The 19636-nt window shown below is 69.6% G+C and carries 8 protein-coding genes; 3 read left to right on the top strand and 5 right to left on the bottom strand.

Annotated elements, in window-relative coordinates; genetic code table 11:
• Position 1 precedes the first annotated feature (1 nt).
• Complete coding sequence (locus tag CMC5_RS32630; RefSeq protein ID WP_050434066.1) at positions 2-3298, top strand: non-ribosomal peptide synthetase; 3297 nt, start codon at positions 2-4, stop codon at positions 3296-3298.
• A gap of 78 nt (positions 3299-3376) precedes the next feature.
• Positions 3377-8203: a non-ribosomal peptide synthetase gene (locus tag CMC5_RS32625; RefSeq protein WP_050434065.1), complete on the top strand. Its 4827-nt coding sequence runs from the start codon at positions 3377-3379 to the stop codon at positions 8201-8203.
• Between the two features lie 458 nt (positions 8204-8661).
• Here the strand turns inward: CMC5_RS32625 and CMC5_RS32620 are convergent, their stop codons facing one another.
• Together CMC5_RS32620 and CMC5_RS45250 are read right to left on the bottom strand one after the other, a co-directional pair.
• Positions 8662-8910 carry a hypothetical protein gene (locus CMC5_RS32620; protein WP_050434064.1) on the bottom strand — a complete coding sequence of 83 codons (249 nt, stop codon included), beginning with the start codon at positions 8908-8910 and terminating at the stop codon, positions 8662-8664.
• 1094 nt (positions 8911-10004) lie between these two features.
• The gene (locus CMC5_RS45250) at positions 10005-11582 is read right to left on the bottom strand and encodes a hypothetical protein (RefSeq protein WP_156339033.1); all 1578 of its coding nucleotides are present in this window, start codon (positions 11580-11582) and stop codon (positions 10005-10007) included.
• A gap of 362 nt (positions 11583-11944) precedes the next feature.
• Between CMC5_RS45250 and CMC5_RS32610 the strand changes: the two genes are divergently transcribed.
• Positions 11945-13243: a JmjC domain-containing protein gene (locus CMC5_RS32610; protein ID WP_050434062.1), complete on the top strand. Its 1299-nt coding sequence runs from the start codon at positions 11945-11947 to the stop codon at positions 13241-13243.
• Positions 13244-13281: 38 nt separating this feature from the next.
• Here the strand turns inward: CMC5_RS32610 and CMC5_RS32605 are convergent, their stop codons facing one another.
• Genes CMC5_RS32605 through CMC5_RS32595 form a run of 3 tightly spaced genes read right to left on the bottom strand, consistent with a single transcriptional unit; the run spans position 13282 to position 19565 of the window.
• Entirely contained in the window at positions 13282-14415 is a 1134-nt protein-coding gene (locus CMC5_RS32605) for an HlyD family secretion protein (protein ID WP_050434061.1), read from the bottom strand.
• 6 nt (positions 14416-14421) lie between these two features.
• The gene (locus tag CMC5_RS32600) at positions 14422-16716 is read right to left on the bottom strand and encodes an ATP-binding cassette domain-containing protein (protein ID WP_050434060.1); all 2295 of its coding nucleotides are present in this window, start codon (positions 16714-16716) and stop codon (positions 14422-14424) included.
• On the bottom strand, positions 16713-19565 hold the full coding sequence (locus CMC5_RS32595) for an ATP-binding cassette domain-containing protein (RefSeq protein WP_050434059.1): 2853 nt from the start codon (positions 19563-19565) through the stop codon (positions 16713-16715). Before CMC5_RS32595 ends, CMC5_RS32600 begins: the two co-directional genes overlap by 4 nt.
• Positions 19566-19636 lie beyond the last annotated feature (71 nt).

Below are 19636 nucleotides of genomic sequence, written 5' to 3'. Positions count from 1 at the left end.
GATGACCGTGGAGGATGCTGGCGTCGAGGATGTCTACGAGCTCTCTCCGATGCAGCAGGGCATGCTGTTTCATGCCCTGGTTGCGCCGGAGCGAGGGGCCTATCTCGAGCAGATCGTCTTCACCCTGCGCGGGAAGCTGCGGGTCGACGCGCTCCGGCAGGCGTGGGATCGGGTGGTCGCGCGCCACCCGGTGCTGCGCAGCTCCTTCCACTGGGAGGAGCTGAACGAGCCCTTGCAGATCGCCCACACGACGGCCTCGCCCCCATGGGTGCAGCACGACCTGCGCGAGCTTCCGGCAGTGGAGCGCACGGCGCGCTTCGAGGCGATCGTGCAGGCCGACAAGGCGTCGGGGATCCGCCTGGATGAAGCGCCGCTCATGCGCTTCACGCTGGTGCGCGTGGAGGACGAGGTGCACGAGCTGCTGTGGAGCCACCACCACCTGCTCTTCGATGGCTGGTCGCTGCCGATCCTCCTGAACGAGGTGCTCTCGGTCTACCGGGCGCAGGTGCGCGGCGAAGTGCTCCAGCTCTCGCCGGTGCGGCCGTACCGGGACTACATCACCTGGCTGAAGGCGCAGGATGCCGAGAAGGCGAAGGCGCACTGGCGGGCAGCGCTGGCGGGCTTCGCGGGGCCGATCCCGCTGCACGTCGACACGCTGTGCGCTCCGAGCGAGACGCGGTGCGCCCCGAGCGAGGGGGTCTCTGCGGAGGCTTCGGCGGAGGGGGGCGCGAAGGTGGGGGAGGCGGAGGGGCCTCACGCTCTCGAAGCGCTCCGCCTCTCCGAGGCGCTGACGAGCAAGCTCCAGGCTTTCTCGCGCCAGCAGCACCTGACGTTGAACACGCTGGTGCAGGGGGCCTGGGCGCTGGTCCTTTCGCGCTACAGCGGTGAGACCGAGGTGGTCTTCGGGGCGACGGTCGCGGGACGTCCCGGTGCGCTCGGCGGGGTGGAGTCGATGGTGGGGCTGTTCATCAACACGCTCCCGGTCCGGGCGTCGGTCTCCGACGCGGCGCCGCTCCTCCCGTGGCTCGAGGCGCTGCAAGCGCAGCACCTGGAGAACGAGCAGTTCTCGTACCTGGCGCTCTCGGAGATCCAGCGGGTGAGCGAGGTGCCCGCCGGGAGTCCGCTCTTCGAGAGTTTGCTGGTGTTCGAGAACTACCCGTCGGCGGGCGCGGAGCCGGGGAGGCCGGGCGAGCTTCGCTTCGAGCAGATGCGCGGCGTGGCGGAAACCAACTACCCGCTCACCGTCGTGGCGACCGTGAAGGACGCGCTCCTCCTGCGCATCAGCTACGACGCGCAGCGGTTCGACCGCGCGACGATCGCGCGCATGCTGGGGCACCTGGGGACGGCGCTGGAAGGGATGAGCGAGGACCCGGCGCGAAAGCTCGGTCGCCTCCCGCTACTCGGCCGGGAGGAGCGTGCGCGCATCCTGGTCGACTGGAGCGCGACGCCAGCGAAGCCGCCACGGGGAGCCTGCGCGCACCACCTGTTCGAGGCGCAGGCGGCGCGCACGCCGGAGGCGGTGGCGCTGGTGTTCGAGGAGCAGCAGCTCACCTATGGCGAAGTGAACGCGCGCGCGAACCAGCTCGCGCACCACCTGCAAGGGCTGGGGGTGGGGCCCGAGATGCGGGTGGGCATCTGCGTCGAGCGGTCGCCGGCGATGGTGATCGGGTTCCTGGGAATCCTCAAGGCCGGAGGGGCATACGTGCCCTTCGACCCGGACTACCCGACCGACCGGCTCGCGTACATGCTGCGGGACGCCGCGGTGTCGGTGCTGGTGACGCAGCAGCGCCTCGGCGAGCGGCTGCCCACGCGCGGGGCCGAGGTGGTGCTGCTCGATGCGGAGGAGGCAGTGATCGCGGCGAGGCCCCAGGGGAACCCGGAGAGCGCGGTGACGTCGCGATCCCTGGCGTACGTGATCTACACCTCGGGCTCCACGGGCCGACCGAAGGGGGTGCTGGTGGAGCACGGGGGGGTGTGCAACCTGATCGAGGCGGTGCCGGAGCGGTTCGCGGTGACGCCCGACAGCCGTGGGTTGCAGTTCTTCTCGTTCGGCTTCGATGCCTTCGTGGCGGACGCCTTCCTGGCGCTCGGCGCGGGGGCGTGCCTGGTGCTCGGCCCGGCGACGTCGCTGATGCCCGGGGAGCCGCTGGCCCGGACCCTGCGCGCGCAGCGGATCACCCACGCCATCTTGCCGCCCTCCGCGCTCGCGGTGACGCCTCCGGAGGGGCTGCCGGATCTGGCGGTGGTCATCGCGGCGGGCGAGGCATGCAGCGCGGAACTCACGCGGCGCTGGGCGAAAGGGCGCCGGTTCATGAACGGCTACGGTCCTACGGAGTCCACCGTGGCCGCGACGATCGCGCGGGATCTCGATGGTGTCCGCAAGCCGCCGATCGGGCGACCTTTCCCCGGGATGCAGGTCTACCTGCTCGATCGGAACTTCGAGCCGACACCCGTGGGGGTGCCCGGGGAGCTGTACCTCGGCGGCGCAGGGCTCGCCCGCGGCTACCTGAACCAGCCGGCGCTGACGGCGGCGAAGTTCATCCCGCATCCGTTCAGCGACGCGCCTGGGGCCCGGCTGTACCGGACGGGGGATCGGGCGCGTTACTTGCCGGACGGCAGCATCGACTACGTGGGGCGCGTGGACGCGCAGGTGAAGCTGCGTGGCTACCGGGTGGAGCTGGGGGAGATCGAGGCGGCGCTGCGGCAGCACCCTGGTGTGCAGGACGCGGCCGTGATCGTGCGCGAGGACGCTCCAGGAGACAGCCGCCTCACGGCCTACGTGGTGCCGGAGGGAGAGGCGCCGACGCCCGCTTCGCTGCGCTCGGCGCTGAAGGAGACGCTGCCGGAGTTCATGATCCCGGCAGCATTCGTGGGGCTCTCGGCGCTGCCGCTCACCCCCCATGGCAAGGTGGACCGGGCGGCGCTCCCTGCGCCCGGGCACGAGGCGCGGGCCGGCGCGTGCGGGGTGGGGGAAGCGGGCTTCGTGGCGCCACGTTCTCCCGCGGAGGAGACGCTTTCGGCCATCTGGGCCGAGGTCCTCGGGGCCGGGCCAGTGAGCGTCGAGGCGAACTTCTTCGAGCTGGGAGGGCATTCGCTGCTGGCCACCCAGGCCGTCTCGCGGGCGCAGGATGCTTTCGCGCTGGAGCTGCCCCTGCGCTCGCTCTTCGAGCACCCGACGGTCGCCTCGTTCGCGGCGTACGTGATCGCGCAGCAGCTCGACCAGGCGGATGGTGACCTCCTGGATCAGCTCCTGGACGACATGGATGCGCTGCCCTCCGAGGGAGAGACAGAGGTCTAGGTCAGCGCTCTTTGGGGAACGAAGCACAGCGCTCGACCGCGTGCGCGTGGCGCGGTGGTCGAAGCGAGGAGTCACGGGATGGAGTCACGACGTTCTCGTTTCGAGCAGCTCTCTCCGGAGAAGCAGGCGCTGCTTCTGGAGAAGCTCCGGCAGCAGCAAGGGGCCAGGGCAGAGGCGAAGGGCACGGCAGAGGCGAAGGGCACGGCGGAGGCGAAGGGCACGGCGGAGGCGAAGGCCGCGCCGGGGGAGCGTACGAAGGGGCCCACGCCCGTCGATCGAAGTGGGCCGCTGCCGCTCTCGTTTGCGCAGATGAGGCTGTGGCTCCTGGATCGGCTCGAAGGAGAGAACGCGGACTACAAGATCCCTGCGCTGTGGAAGCTGACGGGGCAGCTCGATGTCGCCGCGCTGGAACGTGCGCTGAACGCCCTCGTCGAGCGGCACGAGGTGCTGCGGACGACCTTCGAGGCGGTCGAGGGCACCCCGGTGCAGGTCGTTCGCCCCGTGCAGGCGCTGCGTCTCCCGGTGGAGGCGCTGGACGTGCTGCCCGAGGAGGAGCCCGCGCAGGCCTTGCAGCGGCGGCTCGCGGAGGAGGCGCGGCGCCCGTTCGACCTGGAGGCCGGGCCTCTGCTCCGCGCGACCCTGCTGCGGCTCTCGGAGGGCTCGCACGCGCTGCTCTTGATGATGCACCACATCGTCTGTGACGGCTGGTCGATCGCGATCCTGCGGCGGGAGCTGTCGGCGCTGTACGCGGCGTTCTGTGCGGGAGAGGCGTCTCCTTTGCCCGCGCTCCGGCTCCAGTTCGCCGACCATGCGCACTGGCAGCGGGCATCGCTTCAGGGTGAGTTCCTGGAGAAGCAGCTCGCGTACTGGCGGAAGCAGCTCGATGGGGCGCCGGAGCTGCTGGAGCTGCCGACGGATCACCCGCGGCCGCCGGTCCAGAGCTTCCGGGGGGCCTCGATGTTCTTCGAGGTCGAGCCGTCGCTGACGCGCGCGGTGAGGCGACTCGGAAACGAGGGCGGGGCGACCTTGTTCATGACGCTGCTGTCGGCGTTCTCGGTGCTCCTGTCGCGCTTCAGCCGGCAAGAGGACCTCGTCGTCGGGACCCCCATCGCCGGGCGCCATCACCGGGAGAGCGAGCCGCTGATCGGCTGCTTCGTCAACACGCTGGTCTTGCGGGCGGAGCTTCACGGGGACCCGAGCTTCGCGACCTTGCTGTCCCGCCTCCGGCAGGTGGCGCTGGACGCCTATGCACACCAGGATCTGCCGTTCGAGCGCCTGGTCGACGCGCTCCAGCCGGCGCGCACCATGCGTTACAACCCGCTGTTCCAGGTGATGTTCGCGCTCCAGAACGTCCCCATGGAGGACCTGCGCTTGCCAGGCCTGACGCTCGGCACGCTGCCCTGGGAGAACACCACCACCCAGTTCGATCTGTCGCTGACCGTGAAGGAGGCAGGAGAGCGGCTGGTCGGCGAGTGGGAGTACAGCACCGACCTGTTCGATGCGTCGACCATCGCGCGGATCTCGCGGAGCTTCCTGGTCCTGCTCGACGCGATCGTCGCTGCTCCGGATCGGCCGGTGTCCACACTGCCGCTGCTGACGAAGGCCGATCTCGACGAGCTGCTCGTCACCCGCAATGCGACTGCGGTCGACGACGGGCCGGTGCGGTGCATCCACGCGCTCTTCGAGCAACAGGTCGAGCGCACCCCCGACGCGATGGCGGTGGCATGGGCGAACGTCTCGGGGGAGGGCCTCGCGTCAGTCACGTACCGCGCGCTGAACGAGCGCGCCAACCAGCTCGCCCACCACCTCCAGTCGCCAGGCCTCGGCGTGGGCCCTGGGACCCTGGTGGGGCTCTGCGCGCAGACCTCGCTGGAGATGCTCGTGGGGATGCTGGGCATCCTCAAGGCGGGCGGGGCCTACGTCCCGCTCGACCCTGGCTACCCGGCCGAGCGGCTGACGTACATGATCGAGGACGCGCAGCTCCGCGTCGTCGTCACGCAGAGCGCCCTGTCGGCAGTGGTCGCGCCTCACCCGGTGAAGGCCGTCTACCTGGACGATCCTGAGGGGGTGATCGCGCAGTGCAGCGCGCTGAACCCGCCTTGCGCGGCGCAGCCCGAGGACCTCGTGTACATCATCTACACGTCCGGCTCGACGGGGAAGCCGAAGGGGGTGATGACCGAGCACCGCTCGCTGTGGAACCTCGTCCAGTTCGACATCGCCACCTTCGATCTCGGGCCGAAGGACAGGGTGGTGCAGCTCGCGTCGATCAATTTCGACGGCTCCGCCGAGGAGATCTACCCGTACCTCGGCGCTGGTGGAGTGGTGTTCCTCGGGGACGAGGAGATGCGGCGGTCGGTGAAGCGCTTCGTCGACCGCTCGATCGCGTGGGGGGTGACGGCGTGGTGCTTGCCCACGGCGTACTGGCACCTGGTGTGTGACGAGATCGAGCGCAGGGGATCGACGCTGCCTGCGTCGTTGCGCTTCGCGCTCGTGGGAGGGGAGGCGCTCTTGCCCGAGCGCGTCCGTCAGTGGCGCGGCTTCGGCGGCGGCGAGACCCGGCTGGTGAACGGCTACGGTCCGACGGAGACGACCGTCATCGCCACGGCTTGCGAGCTTGCCTCGCTCTCCGAAGAGCAGGTGGGGCGTGGACAGATGCCGATCGGCGTCCCGCTGTCGAACACGCAGGCCTACGTGCTGGATCGGGCGCTGCTGCCCGTGCCGGTCGGTGTCGCCGGGGAGCTGCACCTCGGTGGCGTGCAGGTGGCGCGCGGCTACCTGCGCCGCCCGGCGCTGACCGCGGAGAAGTTCATCCCCGATCCGTTCTCGTCGACGCCAGGAGCACGCCTTTACAGGACGGGGGATCTCGTGCGCGCCTTGCCCGACGGCAACCTGGAGTTCCTGGGGCGGGCCGACGCCCAGGTGAAGGTGCGCGGCTTCCGGGTGGAGCTGGGGGAGATCGAGAGCGCGCTCTGCCAGCATCCCCAGGTCACGCAGGTGGTGGTCACGACGCGGGAGGAGGCGAGCCGGGCGCGGGGCACGGCGGGGAGCCCGGAGGGCGCCGGTCACAAGCGGATCGTGGCGTACGTGGTGACCACGCAGCCCGCGCCGGCGATCTCCGCGCTGCGTGACTTCCTGGCGCGGACGCTGCCGGCGTACATGCTGCCGAGCGCCTTCGTCGTGCTGGACAGGCTGCCGCTGACCCGCAACGGCAAGGTCGACTTCCGCGCACTCCCCGCGCCCGGCGACGTGTCCCAGCGCGATCAGGGCCGCACCGTCGTCGCGCCACGGACCCCGACGGAGGCGCGCCTTGCGGCCATCTGGGCCGAGCTGCTCGGTGCCTCCGAGGTGAGCGTGGACGACAATTTCTTCGCGCTCGGCGGGGACTCGATCCTCAGCATCCAGGCGGTGACCCGCGCCAACCGCGAGGGCATCGCGCTGACGCCGAAGCAGATCTTCCAGTTCCAGACCATCGCCGAGCTGGCGGCGGCGGTCGGCTCGGCGCGAGGCATCGAGGCGGAGCAGGGGGTGCTCACGGGCGAGGTGCCGCTGACCCCGGTGCAGCACGCCTTCTTCTCGGTGGAGCAAGTACACCCCGAGTTCTTCGACCTCTCGATGATGCTGGAGACCCCGCCGGACGTGCAGCCAGCGCTCCTGCGGGAGGCGGTGCAAACGCTTCTCGTGCAGCACGATGCGCTGCGCCTGCGCTTCGAGCGTCGGGATGGCGTCTGGCAGTCGCGCTACGCCGATGTGGATGCCTCGGAGACGCCGTTCAGCGTCGTCGATCTGGCTCACCTTCCTGCGGCGGAGCAGCCGGCTGCGCTGCGGGAGGCGGATCTGGCGCTGCTGGGGAGCCTGGACCTGGCGAAGGGGCCCGTGGTGCGGGTGGCGTTCGTCCAGCTCGGCGAGGGCACGCCGGGGCGGCTGATCGTCGTCGTCCACCACCTGGTGATGGACATCGTGTCGTGGTGGGTCTTGCTCGACGATCTGCTCGAAAGCTACCAGCAGCTCCGCCGCGGCGAGCCCATCGCGCTCCCGCGCAAGACGACGTCGTACAGGGCCTGGGCGGAGCGGTTGAAGCAGCACGCGCAGTCCGAGACCCTCGCTGCGGAGCTGCCCACCTGGCTCACCCTCGGCGAGGCGCAGGTCGCTCCGCTCCCCCTGGATGTCCCGCCTTCGCCCGGCTGCAACACGTTCGCGCACCTCGGGCGCGTGCTCGTGACGCTGACCGAGGACGAGACGCGGGCGCTGCTCACGGAGCTGCCCTCCACCCTGGGCGCGCCGATCGAGGATGCCCTGCTGACGGCGCTCGTGCAGGCCATCGCCGGGTGGACCGGGGAGCGTTCACGGCTCGTGGAGCTGGCCACCCACGGGCGAGAGGCGTTGCCCGAAGGGGTCGACCTCTCGCGCACGGTGGGGTGGTTCGTCTCCGAGTACCCCGTCCTCTTGACGCTGCCCGACGACGAGCGGCCCGAGGTGGCCTTGCAGCGTGTGAAGGCACAGCGACAGGGCGTCCCCGGGCAAGGGGCCGGCTTCGAGATCTTGCGGTACCTGCACGATGACGCCGCCGTCCGCGAGGCGCTGCGCGCGCTCCCGAGGGCCGAGGTGACGTTCACCTACTTCGGTCAGTACGATCCGATGCTGAAGGCCGACCGGGCCTTTCGCTTCGCTCGAGAAGAGAGGCCTTCGTTCTACAGCCCGACGACCGACCGGGCGCACTACCTCTTCAACGTGCACGGGGTGGTCATGGAGGGGCGGCTGCAGATCAGCTGGACGTACAGCGCGAAGATGCACCATCGCGCGACGGTCGAGGGGCTCGCGCAGGAGATGGTGGTGAGGTTGCGGTCCCTGAGCGGTCACGCCGGGGCGATGCAAGGAGAGGCCTCCGGAGTCGTCTGCGAGTCCTGAGCGGCGTCGCGCGGTTCGTTCGCTAATGGCAATAGTATCTCGCCGTGCGCAGAACTAGGAGATCGCTAGCTCTGGGATGAGCTTCCTCCTGCCTGCGGTCGCGTGGTCGATCTGGTTGCGTAACCAGAGCATGCGGATAATGCGCGCGTCTCGGTATATTTCCGGCGAGAAGATGAAGCGCGTCTCGCAGTGCTCAGGTAGTGGTCTACTTCGGCCACCTTCTCCTCATTGGCCGATTTTGAGCGGCTCCCCTCAGATAAGAGGGATAGCTGGACAGGAATGCTGGACTTGAGACTCGCGGGCTTGGCCGCGGTGGCTGCGTGAACGCGGGCGCGGGCGTCGCGCGTCTGGGGGGACGACGGGAGTAGCGGCCGGCGGGGTCGTGGGCGTGGGCACGGTTGCAGGGAGCAGGTGCCATGCCGAGTTTGTCTCGGTCCGTAGGGTTCGGGCTCGTCTGCTCATCCCCCTTTGGTTTTCACGCCGGCAGAATCGAGCGAGGCTCGCTGACAGTCGATGACGTTGGCTTGGCCGAAATCATCAAGCAGGCAGTGGTGAAGCTGCGCCCAGCCCTCCGGTTCCACCAGTCCCGCAAGCGTCGCCAGCTCCTCATCCCACGACCACAGCCCCATCTCTTGCAGAAGCTTCTGCCGATGGCGCTCTGGCTTCAAGACGAGAAGGATGCCCGCAAGGGCGGTGCGGTCCTCCACGACTGGTCTGCCTTTATGCGGCTTTGGCCTGTGTTTTGGGAGTAGCGTCTGAGTGCGTTCCTACAGGCTGTCAGTTACGACAGGCTTAGCCATCGCTTGGCGAGCGAAGACAGGGCCTAAATTTTATCAGGCACCTTATCCAGTCCAGAGAATGCTCCCGAACTTCATATAGGCATAACCCCGATCGTACCTATGAGGAGAGAGAAAGGCCGCCACCATGGATCCAGAGGGGAGGTCTGCAGGCGGAGGCGCTATTCCATTATACTTTATCAACCACTCTCCATCGTGCGGTTTTGCCGGCCGAAAATCGTAGCCATCATCTTTTCTCTCAACTAGCACCATATCAAAATTCAGGCGCAGAACTCGCGTTCTAGGATGATCGTGATCCATCTTATCGTACACAGATCGGGCGCATGCCGGCCGCTTCGGGGTCGCATCGTCGGACCACGATATGGATCCATCAAATATTTCTGCAGATGACCAGGTTCTGCTCTGTGGGTCCCATCTGGGTGTCCATGACTCGGCGACCTTGGAGACGATCGACAAGAACATCCGAGGTTCGTCAATGTTGGTTATGCCCCAGTTTCCACGATCCGCGATTAATACTCTGCCGGCAGGAACATTGTTTTGCGCACCGATTGCTTCGTGAGCGATTTCTTTCTGTTCGTTGATTGCGCACACGCAATATGTGTTGTCCGGTCGACGAATCCCCGTTGTGCCTAAAGACCAGTATTTCATGCGCCTCTCTCTCTTCTGATGTTATGCGGTTGAGTGCAGTGTCTTAAGGAACGCTACTACAGTGCGTCCGTCAACCGCTTCGTTGCGCACAGTTTGCCCTCGGCCCCCTTCGTCGGTCTTCCTTGCGCCGGGCTTCACAAGGCGGGCTTCCCCTACTTCGCAGGCGGTGCTGGCAGCCGACCCCTGTCTGCCATGTCCTCCTAGCTTGTTCAGACGGCCACTGATGTTGCCCGTGTGAGCCCTACGCTGGGCTCAACAGGTTCATAGGCAAACTCGGCCACCACCAGTCCTTGCGGCTGCCGGAGTACGGCGTGTGAGCGAGGGCGAGGGGGCCGCCCCGGGAGCGGGCCGGCGCTTCAGGGGAGGGCGAGGACGCTGGTGTACCAGTCCGTGATCGGCGCGGTGGAGACCACGAGGCCGGTGTCGATGTCGACGCTCATGTACCTGGTGCCAGGCGGCTCGCCAGCGGTGGCGCCGCGGCCGAAGGAGTACGTGCGCGCGACGGGGTTCAGGAGCGCGAAGGTGGCGACCGACGCCACGTCCACCAGATCGGCGAAGGGGGTGAAGGTCGCCGTCATGACGTCGACGGTTCCGAGCTGCGTCATCCCGGCATCGGCGTCGAAGCGAAGGGCGAACACCTCGCCCGTCACCGGGTCGTAGTGGGAGTTGATGAACATCTGGGGGACAGGCGTGACGGTGAGCATGTCGCCGGTGTCGATGTCGACGGTCACGTGGTTCGAACTCGACCAGAAGGAGTAGGTGCGCGCGATCGGATCGAGCACCGCAGGGCCGCTGATCCACAGGATGCCGGGCAGGGTGGAGATGGGTGTGAAGGTCGCCGTCATGACGTCGACGATCCCGAACTCCTCCATCATGGCAGCATGATCCCAGCGGATCGCGACGATGTTCCCCGTCACGGGGTCGTGCAGCGGGTAGTTGAAGCCGTCGGCGAACGGAGGCGTGGCGAGGACGTCGCCGGTGTCGATGTCGATCGTCACGTAACTCCGGTCTCCCGGCGACGCGTGGCTCAACGCAGCCGTGAACGATAGCGTGCGCGCGTCTGGATCGAGGACGTCCTCGCTGCCGGGCGAGACGATGCCGGGCAGCTCGGCGACGAGCGAGAAGCCGTACGTGGCGGCGTCGAAGGTGCCGAACCTCGTGAAGTCGTCTCCGACCGCCCCGTGGACGGCGAAGGCGGTGCCGCTGGGGAAGCCGCTGCTCCCGCCCGTGCCGCTACCTCCACCCATGCCGCCCGCGCCGCCCTGTCCACTGCCGCCAGCGCCGCCAGCGCCCGACGCTGCGACGGAGGTGCCGATGCCGCCAGCGCCGCCCTGTCCACTGCCGCCAGCGCCGCCAGCGCCCGACGCTGCGACGGAGGTGCCGATGCCGCCCGCGCCGCCCTGTCCACTGCCACCAGCGCCTGATGCCGAAGCGGAGGTGCCAATGCCGCCCGCGCCGCCTTGTCCGCTGCCACCAGCGCCTGATGCCGAAGCGGAGGTGCCGATGCCGCCCGCGCCGCCCTGTCCGCTGCCACCAGCGCCCGACGCCGAAGCGGAGGTGCCGATGCCGCCCGCGCCGCCCTGTCCACTGCCCCCTGAGCCCGAAGCCGAAGCGGAGGCGCCGATGCCGCCCGCGCCGCCCTGTCCGCTGCCACCAGCGCCTGATGCCGCGGTGGAAGTGCCGTCGCCGCCCGCGCCGCCCGTGCCGCCTGTGTTGCCGTCGCCACCCGTGTCGCCGCCCTGTCCGCCGCCCGTGAGCTGGCTGCCTCCGATGCCCTGGCCACCTCCGCTCGCATCGGAGCCGCCATCACTGCTCGTCGTGGTCGCTCCTCCCAGGCCACCGTCGCCCGTCGCGGTGGAGTCGCATGCCGTCGTGGTGCACGCCGTGGAGATGAGCAGGAGGCAAGAGAAGAAGGGGTTCGCCAGCGACCTCATGGTGCGCGGCACGTTAGCGCGCGTGTTTGTGTGCCGTGTACCGAGAAGCACGCTTCATTCGAGGGGAATCGCACCGACGAATCGTTTGAGGTCCGGCTGCATTGGAAGAGTCGATGTCTCGGTGGAATGCTGTGCAGCATCACGCGCTGTGGATCGAGGCGCAGGGTGATCAAGGCGCGATGCCGTCATGACGGCGCGAGGTCGGTATGGCTGCTGCCTGGCGGAGGGTGCGAAGGCGCAAGGGTCGACCTTATGCTGCGCCGTAGTCGAGGTCAGCAGAGCCCGTGAGCACCACGAAGAGATCGCGTGTCGCGCCGTCGACGCTGGGCACCCGAGGCCGGGTCGCTCGTGCAGCATCCACGATGCCGAAGGAGATGATGCTGGCCGAGCTGCTCTCGCCTCTCGGCATCGCTCGCTTCATCGAGGAGCACGCGGATCGCCGGCCGCTGCACCTGCCGGCGGGGCCAGCGAAGCGCCGGCGGGTTCAGGCGTTCTTCGACAGGGGGCGGTTCATGCGCGCGATCGCGCGGGGACACGCGGCGAGCCGCGGCGGCAGCGAGGATGGGTTCAGTCTTCGCGCCATCTTTCCCCCTGCGCACGAGGGGCCCGTCGAGATCCCGATCGCGCCGAACCAGGTCGAGGCGCTGCTCGCGGCTGGGGCCAGTGTGTGCGTGCACGACATCCACCGGGCGGATGGTGCGCTCGCGGCGCTGGTGAGCGCGGCGAAGCACGCGCTGAGCTGCGTGGGGCAGGTCGGGATGAGCTGCTACGTGTCACCGGCGGGGCACGGTCTGACGACCCACTTCGATGCGCAAGCGGTGCTGACGCTGCAGGTGGAGGGGGCGAAGGTGTGGCGGTACTCCGAGGAGCCCGCCATCGAGGTGCCGAGGGCCAACGCGGTGCTGGAGGCTTCCGGGAAGGTGGAGTGGACGGGGACGCCGCCGGGGGACCTGCCCTTCCCCGACGTTGCTCCGCCTGCAGGGAAGCTGCGCGAGGTCGAGCTGAAGCCCGGGGATGTGCTGTACCTGCCGGCGGGGCACTGGCACGAGACGCTGGCGGGGAGTCCGTCGATGGGGCTCGTGCTGTACTTCGTTCCGCTGTCGTTCTCGGCGTTCCTGGAGCGCTGGCTCTGGTCGTGCTTCGAGGAGAACGACGCCTGGATCAAGGGCGTGCCGATGAGCATGACGACCACGGGGGAGATGATGCGCGGGGTGCCAGCGCCGGTCGCCGCGTACGTCACCGCGCGGCTGGAGGAGCTGCTGGCGAAGCTCCAGACGACGGATGCCTCGGAGGTGCAGCTCGCACGGGTCTGGCGTCGTTTCATCGCGCAGGGCAGCGCGACGGTCTCCGCAGAGCCTTCCGGGCCCGTGCGGCGAGGGGCGCTCTTGCGGGCGGTGTCGCCGCACCTGCTGAGCGCGCTGGATGCCCGAGAGGCGCAAGGCGGCGTCGGGGTGTACCTGTGCGCTGGCGATCGAGAGATTGCGCTGCCTCCGTCGCTGTCGCCGATCGTCCAGGAAGTGCTGGGTGGGCGACCCTTCCGTGCGGGCGCGGCGCCCGGGGTCCCCTGGGCAGAGGCGCGCGCTGCGCTGGAGGTTCTTCTGGCCGAGGGCGTGCTGGAGCGCGTCGACGAGGTGCAGGCCTCCGCTTCGGAGAGCGGCTGAGGGCGTGCTGGAGCGCGTCGACGAGACGCAGGCTTTCGCTACGGATAACGGCTGAGGGCGCGCAGGATCTGCTCGGCTGGGGAGCTGCTCTCGACGAGGATCTCGGCGACGCCGGGGAGGCCGTGCTGGAGCGGGATCACGGGGTTGACGTGCTCGATGGAGAGGGCGACGCGGATCCGGCCGTCGCGGACCTCGCTGCTGGTCCGCACGACGTGGCCTTCGACCCTGCCGAACTGGGTCCAGGGGAAGCCTTCGAGGTGGACGCGGCTCGGCAGGCCGGGGCGGATGCGTCCGAGGGCGGTGTCGGGCTCGAACTCGGCGAGGATCTGGTAGCTGCCAGGGGGGACGATGGCGGCCATGCGGTCACCTGCCTCGACCCAGGCGCCGAGCTGGAGTCTGGCGAGGTCGCCGACGCGGCCGTCGACCGGCGCGCGGAAGGTGCGGCGCGCGATCTCGTGCTGAAGGGCCTCGATGCGGACTTCGAGTTCGGCGCACAGTCCCTCCCGGGTGGCGATCTCGTGCTCGATCTCCGCCAGGGCGGCCTGTCGATCGGCGTGGCCGACGCGCGTCTCCAGGCCTTTGCGGACGACTTCGAGCTGGGAGGAGCGGCGTGAGGCGATGACCTGTTCGAGTTCGGAGGTGGCTCGTCGGCGTTCGAGTTCGGCGACGGCGCCTTGCTGCGCGAGGGCCATCACGCTGCGGGTGTTGCTCTCGAGGTAGCCCTCGGCGGCCTTGACCTCCTCCAGGCGTGCTTCGGCCTGGAGGCCGCTGAACCGAGCCGCTTCGCGCTGTCGGGTTGCGGCGTCGGCGACGGCGCCGGCCTTGCGACGGAGGGGGGCGAGTTCGAGGTGGAGGGCGGCGAGGCGGCGCTCGGCGGTCTTCAGCTCCAGCTGCTCGGTGACACTGTCGAGTTCGAAGAGCAGCGTGCCCACGGTGACCTCGTCGCCGATGTCGACGTGGAGCGCGGTGAGCCGTCCTCGGACCGGGGACTGCACCGGGAAGGGGGCGGGGACCACCTCGATCCGGGCCTGGGTGCTCACGGCGTAGACCGGCAGGCTTCCGCAGAAGAGCCAGCAGGACCAGGCCGCGATCAGGGCGCCGCCGATCACCGAGACGATCAGCGTGGTGCGGAAGGAGTCGGATTCGAGCGCCTGCAATGCACGGTGGAACATCGGTGCTCAGGGATGGGAGATGAGGATCAAGCTGCAGTCTTGCTGCGCGACGTAGTCGAGGCAGCGGAGGACGTTCTGCGGATCGAGGGCTCCGAAGCACTCGTCGAGGATGAGGACGCGCGGGGACTGGAGGATGGCGCGGGCGACGAACATGCGGCTGCGCTCGCCATGCGAGAGGCGCCAGCCCGCCTCGCCGACCATCTCCATGAGGCCACCCGGCATGCGTTCGAGGAGCTTGCCGAGGCCGAGGCCGTGGCAGACCGTCTCGGCGGCGCGGTAGTCCTCGTCGTGGGCCGGCCACCTGCGCCCGACGAGGAGGTTGAACGCAAAGCTGGCGGTGAAGACGTGGTTCTCGTGGAACTGGGGAACGAGGACGACGCGTCGTCGCCAGGCTTCGTGCCCGAGGGTGGGGCGGTCGAGGCCGGCAAGGAGCAAGGTTCCCTCCTGGGGTTCGCGCAGGCCGGCGAGGAGGGAAGCGAGCGTCGATTTGCCACCGCCCGAGGAGCCGCAGAGGAGGATGCGGTCGCGGTGCGCGATGGTGAGGCTGCACTGGTCGAGCACCGGCGCTGCGCGGTCGGGGTAGCGGAAGGCGAGGTTGGTGGCTTCGAGGAGGACGGGGGCTGAAGGCGGTAGCTGAGCCGCAAGCGGCATCTGAGCCGCAGGTGGCATCTGAGCGGCAGGCGGCATCTGAGCGGCAGGTGCGTCGGCTGGAGGGGTCTCCGTGAGGTCGGTGGGGGGGTCGCCGGGAGGGGCCTCTGTGAGGTCGGGGGGCGGGTCGCCGTGGGCGTCGCTGACGACGGCGTTGCGGGCAGGGTCTTCGTCCGGGCAGAGCGGCAGGGTGAGGGGCGGGGCTGCGCCGGCGTGAAAGAGGTCGCGGACCAGCGTCCACGAGACGTGGGCGGTGAGGATCTGCGTGAGCGACTGGGAGAGGAGGTAGAACGCCTGGTAGGCGAGCAGGACGCCGCCGAGGGCGATGGCGATGCGCGCGGTGGAGATGCGCTGCTCGATGACGGTCGGCAGGAGTGAGGCCACACCGAGGACGAGCCAGCCGCGCGGGATGACGGCGCGCATGACGACGTCACGCTGGTCCATGCGGGCTGCGGCCTCGGCGACGGCGGCGAGGTCGCGATCTTCGTCGTGATGCCAGGCTGCTTCGGGTTGCTGGAGGAGGCGGGTGCGGTTGCCGACCATGCGCTCGATGGTGTCGTGGGTGAGGCGCAAGGCGCGGTGGGACCAGGCGGCGCGGGCGCGGTAGAAGCGGAGGGCGCTGAGTCCGGTGAGCGCGCTCCAGGCGAGGAGCGCGAGGACCTGGACCGCGCCGCCTGGACCGAGCGCGAGCACCGTGGCCGCGGCGGGGAGCTGGAAGAGGGCGAGGAGGCCGAGGAAGCCGCCGTTCAAGGAGAGCAGCTCGAAGGTCTCGGCCTCGATGACCCGGCCGATCTGGTGACCGATGCCCTCGTGCTTGAGGCGATCGGGATCCACGGCGAGGCTGCCGCGCAGGAGGCGGGATTTGAGGAGGCGCGCGACGGCGATGGAGACGTGCCCCTGGAGCCAGCTCGAGGCCTGGAGGAAGGGCGCCGAGGAGAGGAGCACGAGGGTCCACGCGGCGATCCAGCCTGCGTCGAGGTGGCCGGCGAAGGCGCTCTCGCCGAGCGCCCACCACGAGGCGAGGAAGAGGAGCTGGTAGGCGGCGAAGGCGATGGCGATGAGCGAGACGAGTCGCGGGAGATGGACGTGGGCGGCCTGCTGTCGCACCGGGGCCGCCGCCGCGATGCGCACGCGCCAGAGCTGAGCGACTGGCTGTTCGCCGAGCCAGTCTTCGAGGAGGGCGCGCCGGGTGGCGGCGCGGCGACGGGGTGGAACGGCGGCGAGATCGAGGAGAGGCTCGATGTGCCGGGCAGCGGCGGTGAGGGCGGCGTGGGCGAGGGTGTCTTCGGCTGCGTGTCGGTCGACCTCGATGCGTCGGCCGTCGGGCGCGAGGAGAGCGAGGCATCGCCCGGTGGCGCGGAGGATGACCAGCACCCGTCGGCCCTGGGGGGTGTGCAGGAGGGCGAGGCTCGGCAGGGGGTGGGTGAGCACGGGGCCGAGGCGGCTCAGGGAGGGCTCGACCGGGTGGAAGGTGATGTGGAGTGTGGCTTCGAGGGATTCGAGCCATCGCGTCAGCGCCCAGGCATCGGCGTCGGTGGGGGGCGTGCCGGCAGGCGGCTGCGTGAAGGTCGAGCCGAGGTGCTGCGCGAGAGCGGCTGCGGCGTCGCCGAGGCGCTCGATCGGCCAGGCGGCGCGCTCGATGGAGGGGCTCACGGTGTGGCTCCTGGAGGGGAGGGAGGCGCGATGCGGCCCGCGGAGACGACGACCTGACGCCACGCGGGCGCGCTCAAGGCGCCCTGGAGCGAGGCTTTGAGGGTGAGCAAGGTGTGGTAGTGCGTGCCCTGGGTGCGGGCGAGGACGCGGGGATCGCCGTCCTCGACGAGGCGGCCGTCGTCGATGACCAGGACCCGGTCGAAGGCGAGGGCTTCCTCGATGTCGTGGGTGATGCAGAGGAGGGTGGCGTCTCGCCACCGCGCGCGCGCCATGCGCAGGAGGCGCTTGCGCACGGGGAGGTCGAGGCCGCGGAAGGCTTCGTCGAGGAGCACGAGGCGGGCGTCGTGCTGGAGGTGGGCGCGGCCGAGGCGCACGCGCTGGCCCTCGCCCCCGGAGAGGAGTCGACCTCCCTCGCCGAGCGAGGTCTGGAGGCCCTGGGGGAGGCGGCCGAGGACCGTGCGGAGGTCCACGGCGTCGATCGTCTCGCCGACGCTGCGGCCTGGTGCGGCGTAGGTGAGGTTGTCGAGGAGGGGGCGGTTCCAGAGCTGGGTGACCGGGTCGACCCAGGCGAGGTGCTCGGTGAGCCGTGTCAGGACGGCGGGGCTCAGGGGCTCGCCATCGAGGAGCAGGTGTCCATCGGTGGGCTCGACCCAGCCGAGGAGGAGGCCGAAGAGGCTGGATTTGCCAGCGCCCGAGGGGCCGACGACGGCGATGTGCTCTCCGGGGCGGATGGAAAGGTCGAGGGAAGCGAGGCGTTCCTTTCCGCCGGAGACCACGGAGAGCTGCTGGAAGTCGAGCTGGATGCCGGTCACGCGCGGGGGCGGGGGCGCTGACGATGCGCGCGTGAGGGCTGCTGACGGGGGACGCTGGAGCGGCTCGGCCAGCGTTTCGAGGAGGATGAAGCTGTAGTTCCTGAGCCGGACGAACTGCCGTGTGAGGAGCGAGAGGCGCTGTCCGAGGGCGGGGAGGTTCAGCGCGAGGTAGACGACGAGGAGGACACTGCCGACGTGGCCCTCGACGTGGCGCAGGTGGGCGTGCACGAGCCACACGGCGGAGCCCAGGCCGACGAGGAGCTGGAGTCCTTCGGCGCCCATGCGCACGCGCAGGAGAGCGTGGGAGGCGGTCTCCCAGTGGCTCATGATCTGGTCGTGCTCGCTCTGGACGCCGCGCTCTGCGCCGTGGGTGAGGACTGGAAACAGGCCCTGGAGGGCGTCGAGGTAGAAGCGGTACAGGCTGCCGCTCAGGGTGCGGACGCGGTAGTCGTGCTCCTGGACGGCGTTGTAGGTGAGCAGGGGGATCAGCACGCCGAGCGTGACGACGACGCCGAGGTGCGGGAGGAGGCGTGGGTCGAGCCACGCGAGCGCCACGGCGGTCATGAGCAGCTCCATGCCCGCGCGGGCGAGCTGCCAGAGGACGTCGGGGAGCTGGCGGATCCGTGTGGCGTGATGGAGCCGGCCCGCGAGGTCGGAGACGAGACGGCTCTGGAGGTACCTGTCGGCGAGCCTGGGCAAGCGCTCCGCGAAGCCGAGGCGTAGCCGGAGCTCCAGGCGGCGGCCCGCACGGAGCACGAGGCTCATCGCGGGGATGTCGAGGAGGAGAAGCGAGAGGGTGAAGACGAGGACGACGCCGAGGGCCTGGAGGCGATGGCTGGCGAGGCCCAGGCGGCCCATGAGGTCGATGAGGGTGCGGAACAGGACCAGCTCGACGACGACACCGAGCGTGCCGACGAGGAGGAGGCCGAGCAGCAGCAGGCGCTCGCGCGGGCCGTCGGCTCGTAGCAGCGCGAGGAGGTGGTCGCGCAAAGAGGGACCGGTGTCCGCGATCGCGCTGGCGAGCTGCTGAGGGCTCTGCGCGTGGGGCGCGGTGGCGTCTGGATCGGGCGCAGCGTCTTGCGGTGGTTCGTTGTCGTCCTGCGGGGCGTTCTTCGGGGCGCGCACGCGCAAGACGACGGCGCCGCGCAAGGAGAGCTGCTCCTCGCCCTCGTGATCAGGTGCAGACTCATCGTGGTCTGACGGGGGATCCTCGTGGTCAGGTGCAGACTCATCGTGGTCTGACGGGGGATCCTCGTGGTCAGGTGCAGACTCATCGTGGTCTGACGGGGGATCTTCGTGGTCTGGCGCGGAGGGGCGCACGGACCAGTAGGCTTCGGGGATCTCGGCGTCGTGCTGGCGCGCAGGATCGCTCAGGGCTTCGAGGAGACGAGAGGCCTCTCCTCCGCGCCGCAGGCCGCCTGATTTCACGAGCTGTGCCGTGAAACGGAGGGAAGCGTCGAGATGAGCGAGGCCCTTCCAGGTGGTGTCCGTGTGCGCGCGTTCGAGCAGGGCATCGCGCCGGGTCTTCGGGAGGTGCAGCGCCGAGAGGCGCGCCTTGATGGCGCCGCTGTACTCGTCGCTCTCGGCCCACGTGCGCCAGGCTGCTGCGTCGACGGGCAGGGCGAAGGGCATGAGGGTGCCGAGGAAGGCGTCGATGAGCTGCCAGCGGCGACCGTACGAGGGATCCATGGTCTGGACCCACGGACCCACCACGTTCCAGACGACCACGAAGTGGGGGCCGAGGCGGCTCTTGACGACGACGATGCAGGGAAGGATGCGGGACGGCTCGAGCAGGAGGTGATCGCGTGGGACGACCATCTGCTCGGCCTCCAGGCCGAGGGAGAGGCACAGCCCTTCGAGGCCGTCGATCGAGGTCCCGTCGACGTCGGTCTGGCAGGCTTCCCGGAGGCGCGTGTAGCTCGCGTGGATGCCCATGCCTTCGAGCAGGGAGCGAAGGGCCGCAGGGCCGCAGTCCGTGGTCGACGTCTGCAGCGTCTCGGGGACGAGCCAGCGTGCATGGCCCGATCGGTGGATCACGGGAAAAGTCCCTGGTTTGCGCCATTCTCCAGGGATTGGTGCCAGAGAGGGCAGTGATAAAATCGTGGCCG

Origin of the sequence: Chondromyces crocatus, assembly GCF_001189295.1 — a bacterium.
Lineage (GTDB): Bacteria > Myxococcota_A > Polyangia > Polyangiales > Polyangiaceae > Chondromyces > Chondromyces crocatus.
This window is presented reverse-complemented; position numbering and strand designations above follow the sequence as displayed.